This is a genomic window from Anatilimnocola aquadivae (assembly GCF_049819085.1).
Taxonomy (GTDB): Bacteria; Planctomycetota; Planctomycetia; order Pirellulales; family Pirellulaceae; genus Anatilimnocola.
Window position 1 is genome coordinate 610,242 of record NZ_CP187419.1, and the last position, 16,801, is coordinate 627,042.

General features: G+C 58.4%; 12 protein-coding genes. 6 read left to right on the plus strand and 6 right to left on the minus strand.

The features are described 5' to 3' along the window. Positions 1-520 precede the first annotated feature (520 nt). Positions 521-4,009: a PVC-type heme-binding CxxCH protein gene (locus NA78x_RS02435; RefSeq protein WP_425616827.1), complete on the minus strand. Its 3,489-nt coding sequence runs from the start codon at positions 4,007-4,009 to the stop codon at positions 521-523. 66 nt (positions 4,010-4,075) lie between these two features. Here NA78x_RS02435 and NA78x_RS02440 point away from each other — a divergent pair, with 66 nt between their 5' ends. Together NA78x_RS02440 and NA78x_RS02445 are read left to right on the plus strand one after the other, a co-directional pair. Continuing rightward, positions 4,076-4,489, plus strand: a complete 414-nt coding sequence (locus NA78x_RS02440) for an amidohydrolase (RefSeq protein ID WP_425616828.1) — start codon at positions 4,076-4,078, stop codon at positions 4,487-4,489. Positions 4,490-4,695: 206 nt separating this feature from the next. Next, positions 4,696-4,947, plus strand: a complete 252-nt coding sequence (locus NA78x_RS02445; RefSeq protein ID WP_425616829.1) for a hypothetical protein — start codon at positions 4,696-4,698, stop codon at positions 4,945-4,947. A 182-nt stretch (positions 4,948-5,129) separates the two neighbouring features. Here NA78x_RS02445 and NA78x_RS02450 read toward each other — a convergent pair whose 3' ends face one another. Beyond that, positions 5,130-8,471: a DUF1553 domain-containing protein gene (locus NA78x_RS02450; protein ID WP_425616830.1), complete on the minus strand. Its 3,342-nt coding sequence runs from the start codon at positions 8,469-8,471 to the stop codon at positions 5,130-5,132. Between the two features lie 105 nt (positions 8,472-8,576). Here NA78x_RS02450 and NA78x_RS02455 point away from each other — a divergent pair, with 105 nt between their 5' ends. Further along, positions 8,577-9,491, plus strand: coding sequence for an alpha/beta hydrolase (locus NA78x_RS02455; RefSeq protein WP_425616831.1), 915 nt, complete (start codon positions 8,577-8,579; stop codon positions 9,489-9,491). A 14-nt stretch (positions 9,492-9,505) separates the two neighbouring features. Here NA78x_RS02455 and NA78x_RS02460 read toward each other — a convergent pair whose 3' ends face one another. Beyond that, positions 9,506-10,558 (minus strand): ThiF family adenylyltransferase, encoded by a 1,053-nt coding sequence (locus NA78x_RS02460; RefSeq protein WP_425616832.1) that lies wholly within the window; start codon positions 10,556-10,558, stop codon positions 9,506-9,508. Positions 10,559-10,700: 142 nt separating this feature from the next. Here NA78x_RS02460 and NA78x_RS02465 point away from each other — a divergent pair, with 142 nt between their 5' ends. After that, a complete protein-coding gene (locus NA78x_RS02465; RefSeq protein ID WP_425616833.1) occupies positions 10,701-11,393 on the plus strand; it encodes a hypothetical protein in 693 nt (230 codons plus the stop codon). Positions 11,394-11,412: 19 nt separating this feature from the next. On the opposite strand, the gene NA78x_RS02470 is transcribed toward NA78x_RS02465, so the two are convergent. Beyond that, complete coding sequence (locus tag NA78x_RS02470; RefSeq protein WP_425616834.1) at positions 11,413-12,075, minus strand: hypothetical protein; 663 nt, start codon at positions 12,073-12,075, stop codon at positions 11,413-11,415. Positions 12,076-12,264: 189 nt separating this feature from the next. On the opposite strand from NA78x_RS02470, the gene NA78x_RS02475 reads away from it, so the two are divergent. Then, the gene (locus NA78x_RS02475) at positions 12,265-13,431 is read left to right on the plus strand and encodes an STN domain-containing protein (RefSeq protein WP_425616835.1); all 1,167 of its coding nucleotides are present in this window, start codon (positions 12,265-12,267) and stop codon (positions 13,429-13,431) included. 23 nt (positions 13,432-13,454) lie between these two features. Here NA78x_RS02475 and proB read toward each other — a convergent pair whose 3' ends face one another. Further along, entirely contained in the window at positions 13,455-14,597 is a 1,143-nt protein-coding gene (gene proB, locus NA78x_RS02480; RefSeq protein WP_425616836.1) for a glutamate 5-kinase, read from the minus strand. 94 nt (positions 14,598-14,691) lie between these two features. Beyond that, positions 14,692-15,507 (minus strand): hypothetical protein, encoded by an 816-nt coding sequence (locus NA78x_RS02485; RefSeq protein WP_425616837.1) that lies wholly within the window; start codon positions 15,505-15,507, stop codon positions 14,692-14,694. A gap of 122 nt (positions 15,508-15,629) precedes the next feature. Between NA78x_RS02485 and NA78x_RS02490 the strand changes: the two genes are divergently transcribed. After that, a complete protein-coding gene (locus tag NA78x_RS02490; protein ID WP_425619492.1) occupies positions 15,630-16,778 on the plus strand; it encodes a Gfo/Idh/MocA family protein in 1,149 nt (382 codons plus the stop codon). Positions 16,779-16,801 lie beyond the last annotated feature (23 nt).

Below are 16,801 nucleotides of genomic sequence, written 5' to 3' on the forward strand. Positions count from 1 at the left end.
TTGACAATAATTCACCAGTATGCGGAAATAGCGGGACGTTCTCTTTCAGTTTGGTTGGCTAGGTGCGTACCGCGATGTGCGGCGGAGTCGCTTCGTTCTTGAGGACTCGATTTCGTGTTTAACGACGTGATGACTGCTGCCGATGACTGCCTCTTAAAACGGGGCCTGTCCAACAATGAGCCCGGTTGTTGGACAAAGAGGCTAAGTTCGAAAGTTGTCCCAACCGATCCAAGTGCAGTGACGGTAACAGCTTCCAGCAAGAAACAAGAATCGGTGCCTGTCCAACAATTGGCTCGATTGTTGGACGTTTACGCTGATGCGAGAAGTTCGGATCTGCCAACCGCGAAAGTGGGGAGTTGATAAATGGCGGGCTGTTTCAACAGAAATGTGCGCCGCACATGGGTTTGGCGCTATTTGGCTTAGGATCAGCGGGGTGATTAATCAACAAAGAGGACCCAAACAACGGTCACCACATTCTTCACTCCCCAATCCGCACTCCGAATTCCGCACTTCCCTCGGCTCACTTCTCCTGCGGCTTCTTTTGTGCGAGCAGGAACGTGGCGAGATCGGCAAAGTCGGTGGGGTTGATGGTTTCGCCGACATTGGCGGGCATCAGGGAGAGGGACGTTTGTTTGCGCTCTTCGATTTCGTTCTTCGGCACGGTGAACTCTTTGCCCAGAGGATCGACGAGCACCAGCAGGGCTCCTTCTTCGCGGCGGAAGAGGCCCGAGACGACGCGGCCGTCGGCCAGTTGGAGCGTGGTGGTTCGGAAGGCTACGTCCACGTTCCGATTGGGGTCGAGCACGTCTTCCAGGATGCGATCGCGGCCTCGCAGGCCGATGCCGTCGAGCTGAGGACCAACAATCGCTCCCTTACCGGCAATTTGGTGGCAGTTGGCGCAGTTTTTGGCGAACAGTTCCGCGCCGCGGGTACCATCGGCGGTGTTCTTCTCGAGCGCGGTGCGCCGTTCGGCGATGAGTTTGTCGCGTGCTTCGGCATCGGTGGGCAAACCAGCGGTGAGTTCCGCGATTTGTTCCTTCCACTTCGGCACACCGAGCGCCGGCAAGCGGGCAGTGATCGTCGGCAAGGTGAGCAAGCGCGGAGATGCTTGTCCAGCTTTGACGAGGGCGAACAAGACCTCGGCCCCGGCTTTATCGCTGGTGAGAGTATCGGCAATGAGCGTTTGCAGGCGAAGCGGACTGGCGCGGAGAGCCAACTTCAAGGCTTCGGCCACGCGAGCTTCTTCGCCGGAGGTCAGGTCATGGAGCAAACGAGTTCGATCAACGCCGGCCAACTCACTGCTGCCAAGAGCGGTGGCGAGCGCGCGATTGGCCGCTTGCGTTTCGAGGGCGACAAAGGCCTGGCCCGCTGCGGCGCGGACGGCTGCGTCGGTCTTTTCACCCGCGAGAAGTTCTCCCAGGCGAGGACGAAGGTCGGCCAGTTTGAATTTGGTGGCCAGTTCGCAGCCCGCGGTCTGCTGGGTGACTTGAGGCACGGGATTGAGAGCATTGAGCGAGAAACGGCCGACGGCGAACCAGGCATAGCCGGTGCCGGTGTCGGCATCGATCAGTTCGAGGTAAGCCTGGCGGCCGACGAAGGGTTTGAGATCCCACTCGATCTTCTGGGCGACATCGTTCCGCGGCGGCTTGCCCGTTTTGATGATCCCCTTGGTTTCGACATCGCGCAGCACGATCTTGTTATTGCCGCTTGGCTTGCCCGGCGGAACGCCATCGTGCCCGGCACACCAGAACGTCAGTTGCTCCGGCACGGCGAAGACTTCGCTGCGATAGATGCCGGTAAGCGTTTCGCCGCTCGGCAAGCTGCAAAAGAACTTCGACTCCTTATCGCCGTCCTTGCTGACCCGCTCCTGAATGACCCAAGGCTGCTCCGAAGCGGGCAGGCCCTCGACGGCTACAGCTCGCCACGGCAACACTTCGCCGGGAGCAGAGGCCAGCAACTGGGTGCTCAGTTCCTTGGCCCAATCGATAAGAGCCTTGCCTGGTTGCTCGTTGCGAGTCGCCAGTCCTGCTTGAATGGCCATGACCATGCGAGCCTGTTGTGGCAGATTGTTGGCCAATTGCTTCTTCGCCACCGGCGCGATTCGATCGGCCACGCTCCCCGAAGCGTTCTTCGCCGCATGCTGAATGTACTGCGAGAGCTGATCGCCGCTGACGTTGCCACCTTCGATTTGACGGAGCAAGATCGTGGCCGCAGCGGGAGAGTTGACGGCGAGACAGATCGATGCAAGTTCGGCGGATTCCGCGGCGGTCAATTCCAATGCATCGAGGCGTTCCAAAGAATCCGCTGCAGCGAGTTGGTTCCGCAGGGCCAGCCGGATGGTGTAAGTGAGATGAGTGTCATCTTTGGCTGTCTCAGCGAGGGCACCGAGGAGTCCTCTGATTGAATCAGAATTCGGATGTACTCCGAGTGCCTCCGCAGCGGCTCGGCGTACGAACGGAGGCTGAACCGACGAAGCCAACTTCACGAGCGTTGTATTCGCATTTGCGCCAATCTCCTCTTGATTTGCCTTGGCTTTCGCATAGTGAATCTTCAAGACCTCGCTGGTTGAACGTTCTGCAGGCAACTCGATGGATGCGTCAGGCGTCAAGGTAATTGCCCAAATAGCATGACATAGTCCTAGTGAGTCCTTTCGCTCTCCGCTCATGTAATCAACGATCGCAAAGTCACCAACACCCACCACATCCGTCAGATAATGCTGCACCGTCAGTCGCCGTTGCAGATTCGGGTTCTCCAATTCAACTAACAACTCTTTCGTTGATAGCCCCTTCAAATCGCGCGGCATCTTCGCTGGTTTGGTTTTCGGATCGTTGCCCGTGTAGGCAATTCGCCAGATGCGGCCGCTGGTCCGGTCGCGACCGGGGTGAGGGAGCGGCACTTCGTAGTGGCCGATGATGCGGTTGTAGAAGTCGAGCACGTACATGGCGCCGTCGGGACCGATGTGAATATCGACGGGGCGGAACCACGGGTCCGTTGTGCCGAGAAAATCGGGTTGCTCGATGGCCTTGATGGTGCTGCCTTGATACTCGGCGGCGTTGCAGTTGATTCTGCTGGTCATCACATTGCCGCTGAAGAAGAGCCCGCGATACTTCTCGGGAAAGTTGTCGCCGGTGTAGGTCGTCAGTCCGCAAATGGCCGTGCTGCCATGCAGGTGGTCCATCATCGGCGGCACAAAGCCGAGCCCATCGTGCGGCTTCCCAAAGCTGGGGTAATAGCCGCCTCGCAGCAATTGATAAATCGGCTTGCTGTGGCAATCGGCGGTGAAAATATTGAACCGCTCGTCAAAGCACATGCCGAACGGATTCACTTGGCCGTGCGTGAAGTGCTCGATCCGCGAGCCGTCCAGCTTGAAGCGGAACGTGTTCCCGGAGTGCATGGTCACTTCGTTGCCATCGGTTCCTTTTACCTTGCTTTGGTTGTTGAAGCCGTGGCAGGCATATAACCAGCCATCGAAGCCGCGGCGAAAGGCATTGCACATGCCGTGGGTATCGCGGGTGGTATCGAACGGGCCGTAGAGCTTGGTTCGCTTGTCGCACGTACCGTCGCCGTCGGTATCTTCGAAGTGGATGATGTCGGGAATGCTGAAGGCGATGCAGCCACCTTTCCAGGGATAGATGCCCATCGGAATATTCAGGCCGTCGGCGAAGATGGTCATCTTTTCGAAGCGGCCGTCGCCATCGGTATCTTCCAGCACGCGAATGCTGTCCTTCGCCGGGCGATCGTTGGGTGCCGCGTAGGGATACTCGACCGAACACGTGAGCCAGATGCGGCCGCGTTCGTCGAACTGCATATTGAGCGGCTTTTGAATATCGGGCTCGGCCGCGACCAAGTTAATCGCAAAGCCATCGGGCAGCTTGAAGGCCTTTTGTTCATCCTCGGGCGAGAGCCAGGGCGTGGTGCGCACTCCTTCGGCGAAGGGATCGGCAGCCGAGGATGCGCGCGCGAGGAAAATAATGAGCGAGAGAACAATGAACCAGGAGAGGTGTTTCATGGTAGTTTGTCGACAGCACCTGAATGTGCCTAATTTGCATTCTGAAATCTAAAATCCGCAATCGCTATGACACCCGCTCATCTTATGCAGGCCATCGACACGCAACTAGCGCACGTCTGGATGGTGCGCGCATTTCTGAAGCACAGCGAAGAAGCCGCCGAAGACGACGAACTGGCTGAAGTTCACCGCGAACTGTACGACTACATGCTGGCCCTGGGCGCGCCGCTCAAAGAGAACAACGCGGCAGACTATTTGCGCATGGCCAGGAAGAAGCTTGGCCGCTTGAAGCGGGCGAGGGAGTCGTTCGCGCAGATTCAGCCCGAGATTTCGCAGCACACGAATTTTCAGATGGCCCTGCTGTCATTGACTGCAGCCGTCGCGGAGATTGTTCGGCTGCTGGAAGCTGGTCCGGAAGCGGCTGGTCCGGAAACAGCGGGCGAAACATCCGCAGCGGACGAACGCAAGAGCAGCGAGCCCTGAAATTGCGAGAAATTGGCACGAAAATTTTCGTGACGAGTTTGCAATGAAGAGGCCTCGCAGCGGTCGGCTGATCTTGCATCAGGTTGTACGGTCACTAAAATTAGAGATGTAGGCTGACGCAACGACGAGGTGTCGGCCATGTTGTTCTACCTTATTGCCTGTACAGCGCGCTCGAACTCACGCGTGCCGCTGGCGGGGAGGCTCCCTTGCTTACTGAAGATCAAGTTCAACGCAGTTTTCGCAATCTGTTCAAGACGAAGGATTTTCCTCCGGAGAATTTCGACAAGGCCGAGAACCTGCTGGATGAACTGCGTGCCGAGAGCCCGCTGCGACATCGCCTGAGCATCGAGCTCGAAGATCTTCGCAAGATCATGGATCCGAGCTTGATTCCCGCCAAGGCAACCAAAGCCAAGGCGAAGGCTAAACCAAAGGCTAAGGCCAAGGTCGCTGCCAGCTAAGCCCGCTCCCACCTGCCTTCCATTTCTTTCTGCGGCACCAGCCCGGGCAAAAATCAAATTTGCCCGGCCGCGATCATTTTCTACTCTTCTGCCGCTTGTTCTTGCCTGCTTCCCAGCCGCGAAGATGATTCGCAAGAACCTATGGTCCGTTCGCACCGGCGATGCTTGACAAAGGCGCACGCTCAATCGATAAACAGAAACTCGTTGGTCGAGAACAAAACTTGCGCCAGTTGCTCCCAGGGATCGAGAGTGGCGGTGCGCGGGCCGGTGAAATCGGAACGCGAATTCCACACGAGCGGTGCTTTGTCGGTAGCTTCGGCGGCTGGCATTGCCGTCGCAATTTTAACTTTCCAGACGTATTGGTCGCTGTTGAGCGTGCCGCCAATATCGACTGCGAAGTCGAGAGTGTCACCGGCTTTCACTTCCAACGATTCGAGTTTGAGCTCAGCCTGACTGTTATGAACCGAGGCTTCTTTCAGCAGACCTTGGCGACTACTGATCACGCGGGCCCGCACTCCGTCGCCAGCGGTCGTATCGTGGATGATGGCGGAACTGATGGAAACGGTCAGCTCGCGCGGCGCGGTCCAGCGGCGGACCGCTGCATGCTGGACATCGTTGCCCGCATGGCCACCTTCGGCTGTTAGTTGCACCCAACCTAGTTTGGCATCGGGCCAGGCGGGGCCACCCTGCCAGGCACTGCCGCTGAAGTGGGGCAGCTTGGTGAAGACTTTGTTACGCTGCGACTGTTCATCGTAAGCGGCGAAGCCGTATTGCCAATCGGCGGCAGTGGCGGGAACGGCCAGTTCGCTGGGATCTTCCTTCGCATCGATGAGCGCGAGAGCAGCGGCCACTTGCTCGGGTGTCGCCGCGCGCTGATAGACGTGCTGAAACATCTGCTGCACGCGCTCGGCCGGTGAGATCGCAGCGGGAACTGCTTTGACCAGTGCTTGAACGCGGCTCAGCACCAGCTGGTGATTCAAAAAGAAGAGCGCCTGCTGAGGAACGGTGGTTTCGCTTCGCTGCGGAATGTGCAGATCGGGATTGGCGAAATCGAAAACGCGCAAGGTGCCGGGCAGAAACTGCCGGTCGATTTGCCCATAGAGCGAACGTCGCTTAAAGCTAGCGGCGAAGAGATCCGCGGGCTTGCCACCTGTTTGCAAGTTGAGCTCGCCAGTTGCCGCGAACATGGCATCGCGCAGTTCTTCGAACGTAAGTCGCCGTTGGTTCGCCCGCCACAGCAGGCGGTTCTCGGGATCGGTTTGCACGGCTTTGGCTAGTTCCGTTTTATCGGTGGGGCCAGCGGAACTTCGCTGATACGTTTCGCTGAGCATGATTCGCCGATGCAGTTGCTTCAGGCTCCAGCCTTCGGCCAGAAAGCGACTCGTGAGCCAATCGAGCAACTCGGGGTGACTTGGCTGTTCCGCCCGCGTGCCAAAGTCGCTCGGTGTGCGCACCAAGCCAGCGCCAAAGTGATGGAGCCAAACACGATTCACCAAGACGCGCGGTGTGAGCGGGTTTTGCGGATCGGTAATCGCTTGGGCCAGTTCCAAACGCCCGCTTCCCTTTGCAAATGGTTGGCGCGCGTCACCAGCCAGCAGCTTCAAAAACTGGCGGGGCGTTTCGGGCCCTTTATTCGCTGCCTTGCCTCGCTTGAAGACATACGCCGGTGTAGTCGCCTGCCTGTCTTCGAGAATCTGCGCTTGCGCGGGCGCGAGTGGCGACTGAATCAGCCAGGCGTCGACTTCGCCCTGCAGCTTCCAGAGTTCGGTACACGAACCCAGGTCGAAAAAGCCTTCAATGTTGACGATCGCGGCATTCGGAATTTCGCACGGTGCGTGCTCGCCGTACATCACCTGGCGCAGCGATTCTTTGTGGTCATCGGCGAGTCTTGTTGGTGCCGGCTCCTTGCGCTCGGCAGCACTCTTGAGCGCGGCTTGCCATTCGTTTTCGATTTCCGTGAAGAGCGTGCCATAGCGGGTGGCGACATCGAGATGCGAATGCACGGGAGTGCGAAATCGCTCGGCAACGATTGGATGAAACTCGGCAGCGGTCTTGGTTTGTAGTGCTGCGGTTACCTGTTCTGCTGGTTGACGAAAACTTTCCACAGGGACCGCCGCATACGCGAACCAAGCAGCAAAGACCGGATCATGCTGTTGCTCTGCCTGCCGCAGATAGGTTTGCCAGCGACGCACGAAGTTAGGGATGACGTCGTTCTTTTCCAGCACCTGGTCAAAGCCCTCTTCGGGATACTTGTGCAGTTCCCGCTGAGCCATCAGGTAATCGCCGATCCGATCGCGCACGCGCGAGGCCGCTTCGTTTCGTCGTCGCAGCAAGGTGTCGTCCAGCTTCTGCTGCCGCTTGTGCAACTCTTGCTCGAACGCCAAGTAAGCATCGTCCCGCTTCGCTGGCTCCGAGATCGACAGCGAGCGTTCGACGCAATTCTGAAAGACGCCATAGAGCGAGTAATAGTCGGCCGTGGGAATGGGGTCGTATTTGTGATCGTGGCAACGAGCACAGGCGACGGTGAGGCCCATCGTGCCACGCGTGACGACATCAATCCGATCATCGATAATGTCGTGCGTTACGCCGAGAAACCTTCGACCCAGCGTGAGGAAGCCCATCGCTGCCAGCTGGCTCTTGTCGTCCCGCGCTGCCTGGTCGGCAGCGATTTGCAGCAGCAGAAATTTGTCATAACGCAAGTCGTCATTCAGTGCCTTGGTGACCCAATCGCGATAGGCCCAGGCATGGACCCAGGTTCGATTCTCGCGCGCGTAGACATAGCCCTTGGTATCGGAATAGCGAGCGACATCCAACCAATGGCGGCCCCATTGCTCGCCGTAGTGGGGCGAAGCGAGCAAGCGATCGACGAGCTTCGCATAAGCCTGCGGATCTTCATCGCGCTCGAAGGCTGCCACTTCTTCTGGCTTGGGTGGCAAGCCGAGCAAATCGAAACTTGCACGGCGAATGAGCGTGCGGCGATCGGCGCGGGGTGACGCGGCAAGCTTAGCGGCGGCCAGTTTTTGTCGCACGAACGAATCAATGGGATTGGCAGTGGGAAACTCAGCAGGAACTGCGGGATCACGCACCGGCTGAAAGGCCCAATGGCTGCGAGCGATTTCGCTCCGTTCGTTTTTCGCCAGCTCCGTGTTTGGCCAAGGTGCGCCTAGTTTGATCCAGCGTTCGATCGCGGCAATTTGCTCGTCTTTCAACTTCCCTTCCGGTGGCATCTTCAATTTGCCGGAGTGACGCAGCGCCGCGATCAACAAACTCTGCTCGGGCTTTCCCGGCACGAGGGCCGCGCCTTTTGCCCCACCACGCAAGACAGCTTCTCGGCTATCGAGCCGCAACTTGGCTTCCTGCGTTTCGGCACCGTGACATTCCAGGCACTTTTCGACAAGGACCGGTCGCACGCTCGTTTCGAACAGTTGCAATCCCGCTTCCTCGTCGGCCCAGCTTGCGGGCGACAAGATCACGACCACGATGATGCCCAGCCAGCAGGCAAGTTGGTCACCGAGTTTCTTCATCGCGTCCCTTTCGCTAGCGCAACTCTCGCGAACCTCAACGGGCTAGTTTAAGCTACGGCCACGACTGCTGCCCACCGAATCACCGGCACCCTTCCAGGCAATTATATGACCAGGCCTTCACTCCTCTGCGTCCTTAGCCTCGCGCTGCTGCTATCCAGCGTGCTAGTTGTCAGCGGTCAAGCGCCGGTGCCCAAGGCACCAACGAAGACAACCACGATCAAGGAACTTGATCCGGTAGCCAAGATCGCCGTGGGTCTCGAACCTGCGAAGAAGGTGGTTTACAAGATGGTCGGCGAGCGCAAACTTTTGCTGCACGTGTTCGAGCCCACAGGCTGGAAGGCCAGCGACCAGCGTCCTTGTTTTCTCACGATTCACGGCGGCGGTTGGGCCGGCGGTGAGCCTCGGCGAATGTATCCGTTCGCCGCTCACTTTGCCAAGCTTGGCATGGTAGGCATCAGCTTGGAGTATCGGCTGCTCAGCAAACCGGCGGGGATCACTCCGTTTGAGTGCGTGAAAGATGGTCGCTCGGCAGTTCGCTATCTCAAATCGCATGCGGCCGAGTTGGGCATCGATCCGAACAAGATCATCGTCAGCGGCGGTTCGGCCGGTGGTCATGTGGCCGCCGCAACGGCACTCTTTAGCGAAATCAATGAAGCCAACGAAGGTACAAAGGTCTCGGCAACGCCCGCGGCTCTCGTGCTGCTCTATCCGGTCATCGATACCTCGAAGCAAGGCTATGGCAACGCGAAGTGTGGCGAGCGTTGGCAGGAAATCTCGCCCGTGCATCAGGTCCGCAAAGATCTGCCGCCGACGATCGTGTTTCATGGCACTGGCGACACCGTCACTCCGTTCGCGGGAGCCAAGGCCTTTGACGAAGCGATGCGCAAGGCGGGCAATCGCTGCGAACTCGTGGTCAATGAGGGCGGCAAGCACGGCTACCTGATGTTCGAAGACAGGCTCTATCGCGAGACGCTGGCCAAGTCCGAGGAGTTCTTGAAGTCGCTCTCGCTGCTGCCGTAACGAACCGGCCGACATTAATTGCCGATGTACCGCGCGTACAGCGATTTCGCTTCAGCGATTTCCTCGGTCCCGCCAATCACCGCGCGGCCATCGGGGAACACCGTGAGTTGATGCTCGCCGATGGTGGCTCGCACCAAATAGCGATTACGCGTGACGGTGCCAAAAGGTTGCAACTTGGCTTCCATCTGTTCGAGCGATACGCTTTGCCGATCGGGGAAGCTCAACTGCACGGCATTGCGACCACAGAGCACTGCCGAGTGACTGCCGCGCTCGCCACTGAGCCAAGGAAACTCTTGACCGCTGCAAGTGGGGCACGCCGCGCGATCCATCTTGCCGAGATTGATCTGCCGGATCGTCGCATCCCACAGATCGAAAATCGTCCACGTTCGGCTGATCGCTTCCGGGTGGCCACTCAGAATCTTAATTGCTTCGCAGCATTGCCAGGAAGCAATAATGTTGATTATCGGCGAGAGAATGCCTGCCGTATCGCAGGTTGGTGAACTGCCGGGGGGCGGCGTATCGGGCATCAAACAGCGTAGGCACGGAGTGTCGCCGGGAATAATTGTCAGCGTTTGACCTTCAGCCCCTAAGCAACCTCCGTAGATCCACGGCAGGTTGAACTTCACCGCTGCATCGTTGAGCAAATAGCGGGTCTCGAAGTTGTCGGTGCCATCCAGCAGCAAATCGACGCCTTCGAGCAGGCCTTCGATATTCGTGTGGTCGAGATCCGTGACGTGGGCTTCGATTTCGATCTCGGAATTGATCTTCACCAGGCGATTGCGGGCGGCAATCGCTTTCGGCAAGCCGGCAGCGACATCGTCTTCGTCGTAGAGCACCTGCCGCTGCAGATTATTCAGTTCGAGAAAGTCGCGATCGACAATTCGCAGCTTGCCGATTCCTGCGCGGGCCAGCGTATTGGCCTGCACGCTGCCGAGCGCACCACAGCCCACAATCAGCACGCGCGAAGCGAGTAATTTTCGCTGACCTTCTTTGCCCAGCGGCGCGAATCGCCATTGGCGAGCATAGCGGGCCAGATCAGCAGATTCTTCAGGCGGTTGATCGTTCATGCGGCGGGCAATCGAAGGAGGAAGCGAATAGACTGCAGTGTAACCCGCGAGCGTTCGAAGAAAACGGTGGGAATAAATCGTTGCTGGGCGGGCTCTTGATTCTGTCTGGTCGCAATGGCCTCTTCTCGAAAGGGTTCGAGTTATGCAACGGCTTCTCTGGCCCCTCCCGATCTTTTGCTACGCGTTGTTTACATTATGTCTGGCGGGCTGCGAAGCGATTCCTGTTTCGCAGCATCCGCTCTCGGATGAAACCACATCACAGATCGACGAAGAATTGCTCGGCATGTGGGACATTATCAACGAACCTGAAGAAGGTAAGCCTGCACCTGCCGCGAAAGAGGTTGCCGAAGAGAGTACGCCCGTGGAAGCAGTTGTCGACGAAGAACGTCCGCCCCGCTTTGCCATCGGTAAATTGGCTGGCAAAGAACGAGTGCATGAGGTGGCGGGGATGAGTCTCGACGACAGCGGACAGATTAACGTGAATCGCTTTCCGATCTACACGACACGTCTGGGCGAGCAACGATTCATCAGCCTGCGAGTCGGCCCGTCAGTTGACAACTCTGACTTCTTTATTGCTCGCTACACACTCGTGAATGCGAATCGCGGGCTGCTCTATCCGCTCGATCGCGACGTCATCACCGCAGCCATCGGACGCGGTGAGTTAAAGGGTGTCGTGAAGAAAGCGGCTTCCGACGATCCCAATGCCGAACCGCGCAAGGAATCGATTCGCATTACCGCCAGCGCTGAGGAGCTACAGGCGTTTCTCGTTAAGCACGAAAAGAAAGCGTTTAGCGCGAAGCCCATGTACCGACTGCAACGCGCGGCGGGAAACTGAATTTCGACGAGTGCCGAAACTACTTCCCTTCGAGCGTTCGCTGCAAATAGTCGATCTGGGCACGCACGTCTTCGAGATCGGGATTCAGCTTCACCGCGCGGCGAAAGCATTCGAGGGCGGCGAAGGGATCGTCCATTTCGAGATAGCAGTGCCCCATCCCGACGGCCGCGCCGAAGTGATACGGGTTGATCTCGAGCGTTTGGTGACAATCGTTGGCGGCATCTTCCCAGCGCGAGGTGGCGAAGTAACCAATGGCCCTTTGATTCCAAGCCTCCGCAAACCACGCTGCCTGATCGATCAGGTCGCCGGCCGCTTCGATGGCTTCGTTATGGTGCTGCGAGTCGTTCAGGCGGCAGATCACTTGCAACGCCTGTTGTTGCCGCTCGTTGCCGTCTCGCTGCCACAAGCTGCGGATGCCGTTATCGGCGAGCAAGCGAACCGCGCGATCGGTATCGTGCAAGGCTCGGCCAAGAATCGCATTGTGCGAATAATTGCCCAGAAAACTGATGGCTAGCACCGCTGCTCGCCGCGAAACATGCTGACCACCACTGGCCAGACGTTCGAGCGTCGACAGCAAGTAAGTTTGCGAAACGCCAAGCACGAACCCAGCCGACTCTTCAGTATCGAGATACCGATGGTACAGCTGATCGAGTCGTGGTGTGCGGGTGGGAGTCTTCGTCACGTCAGGCCATTCCGTCTCTCAGCAGCGGGCAAACTCAGCTCAATCGCAGTCGCGGTGAGGCCGTGCTTTGAGTCTAATTAGAAGGTCAGCAATCAACAACCGACGCCCGGGGCAAAGCTGCGTTTTTCCAACGAGTGTGCTGGCACGGTTGCTTCTGATCGCTGCAAACTGAAACAGGGAGGCAGAACTTTGAAACGTTCAAACTCGCTACGCTCAACGACCCTGACGCATCTGATTCTGCTGGTCGGTTTCACTACGTCCGGTGGTGGCGGTTGGTTTGGCAACGATTGCATGGGTCGTGTGGCCGCCGCAGACAGTGTCCAGTGGAAGATCGGCATCGAGTTCCGAAAAGCACTCGAAGCGCCCCTGGGGCTCAATTGGGGCGACAATCCGGCCCGTGAAGCGCTGCGTAACTTGTCGAATAATCAACGCGTGGCCATCTGGCCCGACCGTCGGATCGACCCCAGCAAAAAATTGCAATTCGAATCGCAAGATCTGCCCCTCGATATCACGCTGGATAAACTGTGTGAGAAATACAAGCTGGGCCGCTCAGTAGTGGGGCCTGTTGTTTACCTTGGTCCGCCGTCGACAACCGAGAAGCTAGCGACACTGGCAGCCGTCAAGCGGCAGCAAGTCGGACAGCAATCTGCACAGGAGCGGGCAAAATGGGCACGCTCGGCAGAGTTGAACGTCCCAGCCTTGGGACAGCCTCGAGAACTGGTGCGCGAACTCGCGCAGCAAGCCGGCGCGACCTTAGAGAACCCCGAAGCCATTCCGCACGACTTGTGGCCGGCCATGCAGTTGCCACCACTGTCGCTAGCCGATCGCCTGACGCTCATCTTGGCGGGGTTCGATCTCACCTTCGAAACAAGTGCCGATGGGAGCACCATTCGCATTGTTCCCGCGCCGGACAAGATTGAGTACGAGCAGAAGTACTCGTGGCGCGGCGCGAACGCCTCGCTGGCCTCTCAACTGGCGAAGAAATTCCCTGAGTTGAAGATTCGCAAAGAGGGTGAACAAGTCTTCGTCACCGGCAAGTACGAGATTCACGAACTGATCGACCGCATGCTCAGTGGCGAGAGTGTTCGCACCGCCAAGGTCGTACCCGGCGATAAGCGCTACTCACTGCGAGTCGAGAATCAACTGGCCGGCGCGATCGTCAAACGCATGGCGCAAGAGCTTGGCAAGACGATGGAGTACGATCCGTCGCTCACCGAAAAGTTGCAGACCAAGGTCAGCTTTAATGTGAAAGATGTGACGATGGAAGAACTGCTGGCCACTGCGCTCAAGCCGGTCGGACTCGTCGCTGAAATTAAAGAGGCTGCGCTGGTAATCACGACGAAACCTGAACAGTAGGCAAAACAACTCGCCAGTCACAGTTACTTCTTGACGATCGCCAAGTTGTCCCGGTGGATCACTTCCTCGTAGGGGCGCTGGCCCAGCACCTGTGCGATCTTTGCTGACTTGAGTCCCTTGATTCGCTCCACTTCCGCCGAGGCATAATTCGAGAGGCCGCGGGCAACGACTTGCCCCTCGCCATCGCATAGCGCGACGACGTCACCCTTCTTGAAATCCCCTTGCGTACCGGTGATTCCCGCGGCGAGCAAGCTGCGACCTTGCTCGACAATCGCCCGGCGAGCTCCCGAGTCGAGTTGAATTCTGCCGCGAGTCTGTGCAGTGAACCCCAGCCAACGCTTGAAGGGGGTGATTCCCTTGCCTTGGGCTTGAAACAAAGTGCCCAGCGGTTCACCGGCGGCCAGTTGGGTCAGCACGTCCATCCGTCGGCCGCTGGCGATGATCATATTCTCGCCAGCTGTGGTCACGATGCGAGCCGCTTCTAGCTTGCTTGCCATGCCGCCCTTGCTGAGCCCCGTTTTCTTATCGCGCACGAAGGCATACACGCTCTGATCGATGACCGGCACTGTATTGATCAGCTTTGATCCCGCCAGGCTGGGGTCGTCATCGTAGAGCCCTTCGATGTCGCTCAGTACGATCAGGAGCGGCGCGCGAATCAGGTTGGTGACCATCGCTGCGAGGCGATCGTTGTCGCCGAAGGTCGTTTGTAATTCTTCGACGCTGACCGTGTCGTTTTCATTGATGACAGGCATCGCCCCGAACTCAAGGATCGACAGCAGCGTGTTGCGCACGTTCAAATAGCGCACGCGATCGTCGACATCTTCGGCCGTAAGCAGCACCTGCGCCGCTTGACTGCCATGCTTGCTGAACGTCTTGTCATAAGCTTGGATCAGCGGTACTTGCCCCACGGCTGCCACGGCTTGCAACTTGGCCAAATCGGTCGGCCGCCCGGGCAGTTTCAGCCGACTCATGCCGGCACCGACGGCTCCGCTGCTCACCAACACCATTCGCCGCCCTTGAGCGCGCAGGGCCAGCAGTTCTTCCGACAGCCGATCGATCCGCTCGTGGTTGAGCGTGCCATCGGGGGACGTGAGAACGCGAGTTCCCACCTTAACGACAATGGTTTTGGCAGCGGCAAACAGCTGCTCGCGGATCGGATCGGACATGAAACGGAGAGCCTTACGGGACACAGTGCACACAGATTTCGCTGCGGCAATTTAGCGAAAATAGCCCGTTTCAACAATTCGGCTTTCCTCGCCCTTAATCGCCCTTCGCATCCGCCAATCCTGCGGGCACATACCTGCCCCATTCCGATTTGAGCAACTCGCTGAACGAGAACTTCAGCTTGTCTTGCTGCTTGGCCAGGCTCTTGTTCAAGCTGGCGACCAGCTTGGGCCGCCGGGCAGCCAGTTCGTCCTTCAAGACGGCGTGCGTGTCGTCGCTGAGTGAGCGGACAAGGGGACCATCGAATTGACCCAGTCGCCGCAACTCGAACTGGGTGATCTCAAAATCGGCGCTAGTGACCTGCGGTTCCAGGTAGACATCGGGCGGGAACTTCGTCGGATCCAGTTTCATGGCGACTTCAACGGTTCCGGTGACGCGGACCTTAGCATCGGCTTCGGCGCTGGTGCTGAGCAGCTGCACGCCGCTCTCCCATTTCGACATCCGCCCAAAGAGACGCAATTTGGAGATGGCGGTCAGTTGCAAGCGAATCTTGTTGCCCTCCAGTTGATCGATCTGTTCGACGCGCACCACAAAATGTTCGTCGGGGTTCAGCGGCGTCACGGTATAGCGACTCCAAGTGCCGTCGCGAACCGTCTTCCACCGGCGACGCGTTTCAATCTTCAAGCCGTGTTGTTCGACGTGCCAGCCGTCAAACACGCGAGCCGTATTGCCCCAGTTCTTGCTCTTCTCATAGTTCTCGGGTAACTGGTCGCGCACGACCCCCGTCACCCACGTTTGAAAAGCCTCGGAAGGGGTAAAGCCTTCCAAGGGCTGCTCTTCGCCCCGAACAAGGTTGCCAGAAACCAGCAGGTAGCAGCACAGCAGCCAGCCAAGGGTTGAAGATGGTTTCATACGCGGTCATCCCTGCTCTCGGGCTGCTTGCTTGTCGGTGCGGCCAGCGATTGCTAGGCTGCGTGCGAAGGTTTGTCGAGACTTCTTCGCAGTAGCCTGCAATAAACGGAGGCTTGGTGTCAATGTCGTTTGGCGTCGCCATGATCGGCACGGGCTTTATCGGCCCCATTCACCTCGAAGCACTGCGCCGTGCCGGGCAGCGCGTCGTCGGCATTTTGGGTTCATCGCCGGCTCGTTCGCAGGCTGCAGCCGAGAAATATGACATTCCCAAGGCTTACCAGTCGCTCGACGAACTGCTGTACGATCCGCAGGTTCAGGCGGTTCACGTCACGTCACCCAATCGTTACCACGCTGAGCAAACGGCCGCCGCCCTACGTGCTGGCAAGCACGTTCTGTGCGAAAAGCCGCTGGCGATGACTTCGCAGGAGTCGGCCGCACTCGTCGAACTGGCTGCGAGCACCGGGCTGCATGCAGGTGTCTGTTACAACGTGCGGTTTTATCCCCTTTGTCACGAAGCGCGGGCCCGCGTCCTGTCTGGCGAAGCGGGCAAGCTACTGCACGTGACGGGCTCGTATGTGCAAGATTGGCTGCTGCACGAAACCGACTTCAACTGGCGGGTACTTGCCAGCGAAGGTGGGCCGCTCCGAGCGATCGCCGATATCGGCACGCATTGGCTCGACTTGATTCAGTTCATCATGGCCGACGAAGTCATCAGCGTGTGTGCGGATCTGCAGACGGTGCATCCGATTCGCAAAAAGCCGCGCGGCATGACCAGCGTCGAGACCTTTCAGGCGGACCGCGCGACCCCCGTACATGATGAAGAAGTGCCCATCGACACCGAAGATGCCGGCAACATCCTGCTGCAATTCGCCAGCGGAGCGAAGGGAAACTTGCATGTCTCGCAGACCACTGCGGGGCGCAAAAACTGCATTCGCTACGAACTGGCTGGGCGCAAGGAAGCGCTCGGCTGGAATAGCGAGCGCCCGAACGAACTATGGATCGGCCAGCGCGACCGCGCGAGTGAACTGCTCGTACGCGATCCGGCGCTCCTATCTCCCTCGGCTCGCGGTATCGCGGCGTATCCCGGTGGTCACAACGAAGGCTTCTCCGATTCGTTCAAGCAGCTGTTCCGCTCCTTCTATGGCAGCCTCGATAAACCCGCCAATAGCGCAGCTCAACCCTATCCCACCCTCGCCGAAGGGCATCGCGAGATCTTGCTCTGCGAAGCGATTCTGAAGAGCCACGGTTCACGAGGCTGGGTCGAGGTATAGGTTTCGAGTTCTGAGTTTGGAGT

Bases quoted from the DNA above. Each gene is read 5' to 3' on its own strand.
- NA78x_RS02435 (WP_425616827.1), bottom strand. From the start codon at position 4,009: ATGAAACACCTCTCCTGGTTCATTGTTCTCTCGCTCATTATTTTCCTC.
- NA78x_RS02440 (WP_425616828.1), top strand. From the start codon at position 4,076: ATGACACCCGCTCATCTTATGCAGGCCATCGACACGCAACTAGCGCAC.
- NA78x_RS02450 (WP_425616830.1), bottom strand. From the start codon at position 8,471: ATGAAGAAACTCGGTGACCAACTTGCCTGCTGGCTGGGCATCATCGTG.
- NA78x_RS02455 (WP_425616831.1), top strand. From the start codon at position 8,577: ATGACCAGGCCTTCACTCCTCTGCGTCCTTAGCCTCGCGCTGCTGCTA.
- NA78x_RS02460 (WP_425616832.1), bottom strand. From the start codon at position 10,558: ATGAACGATCAACCGCCTGAAGAATCTGCTGATCTGGCCCGCTATGCT.
- NA78x_RS02465 (WP_425616833.1), top strand. From the start codon at position 10,701: ATGCAACGGCTTCTCTGGCCCCTCCCGATCTTTTGCTACGCGTTGTTT.
- proB (WP_425616836.1), bottom strand. From the start codon at position 14,597: ATGTCCGATCCGATCCGCGAGCAGCTGTTTGCCGCTGCCAAAACCATT.
- NA78x_RS02485 (WP_425616837.1), bottom strand. From the start codon at position 15,507: ATGAAACCATCTTCAACCCTTGGCTGGCTGCTGTGCTGCTACCTGCTG.
- NA78x_RS02490 (WP_425619492.1), top strand. From the start codon at position 15,630: ATGTCGTTTGGCGTCGCCATGATCGGCACGGGCTTTATCGGCCCCATT.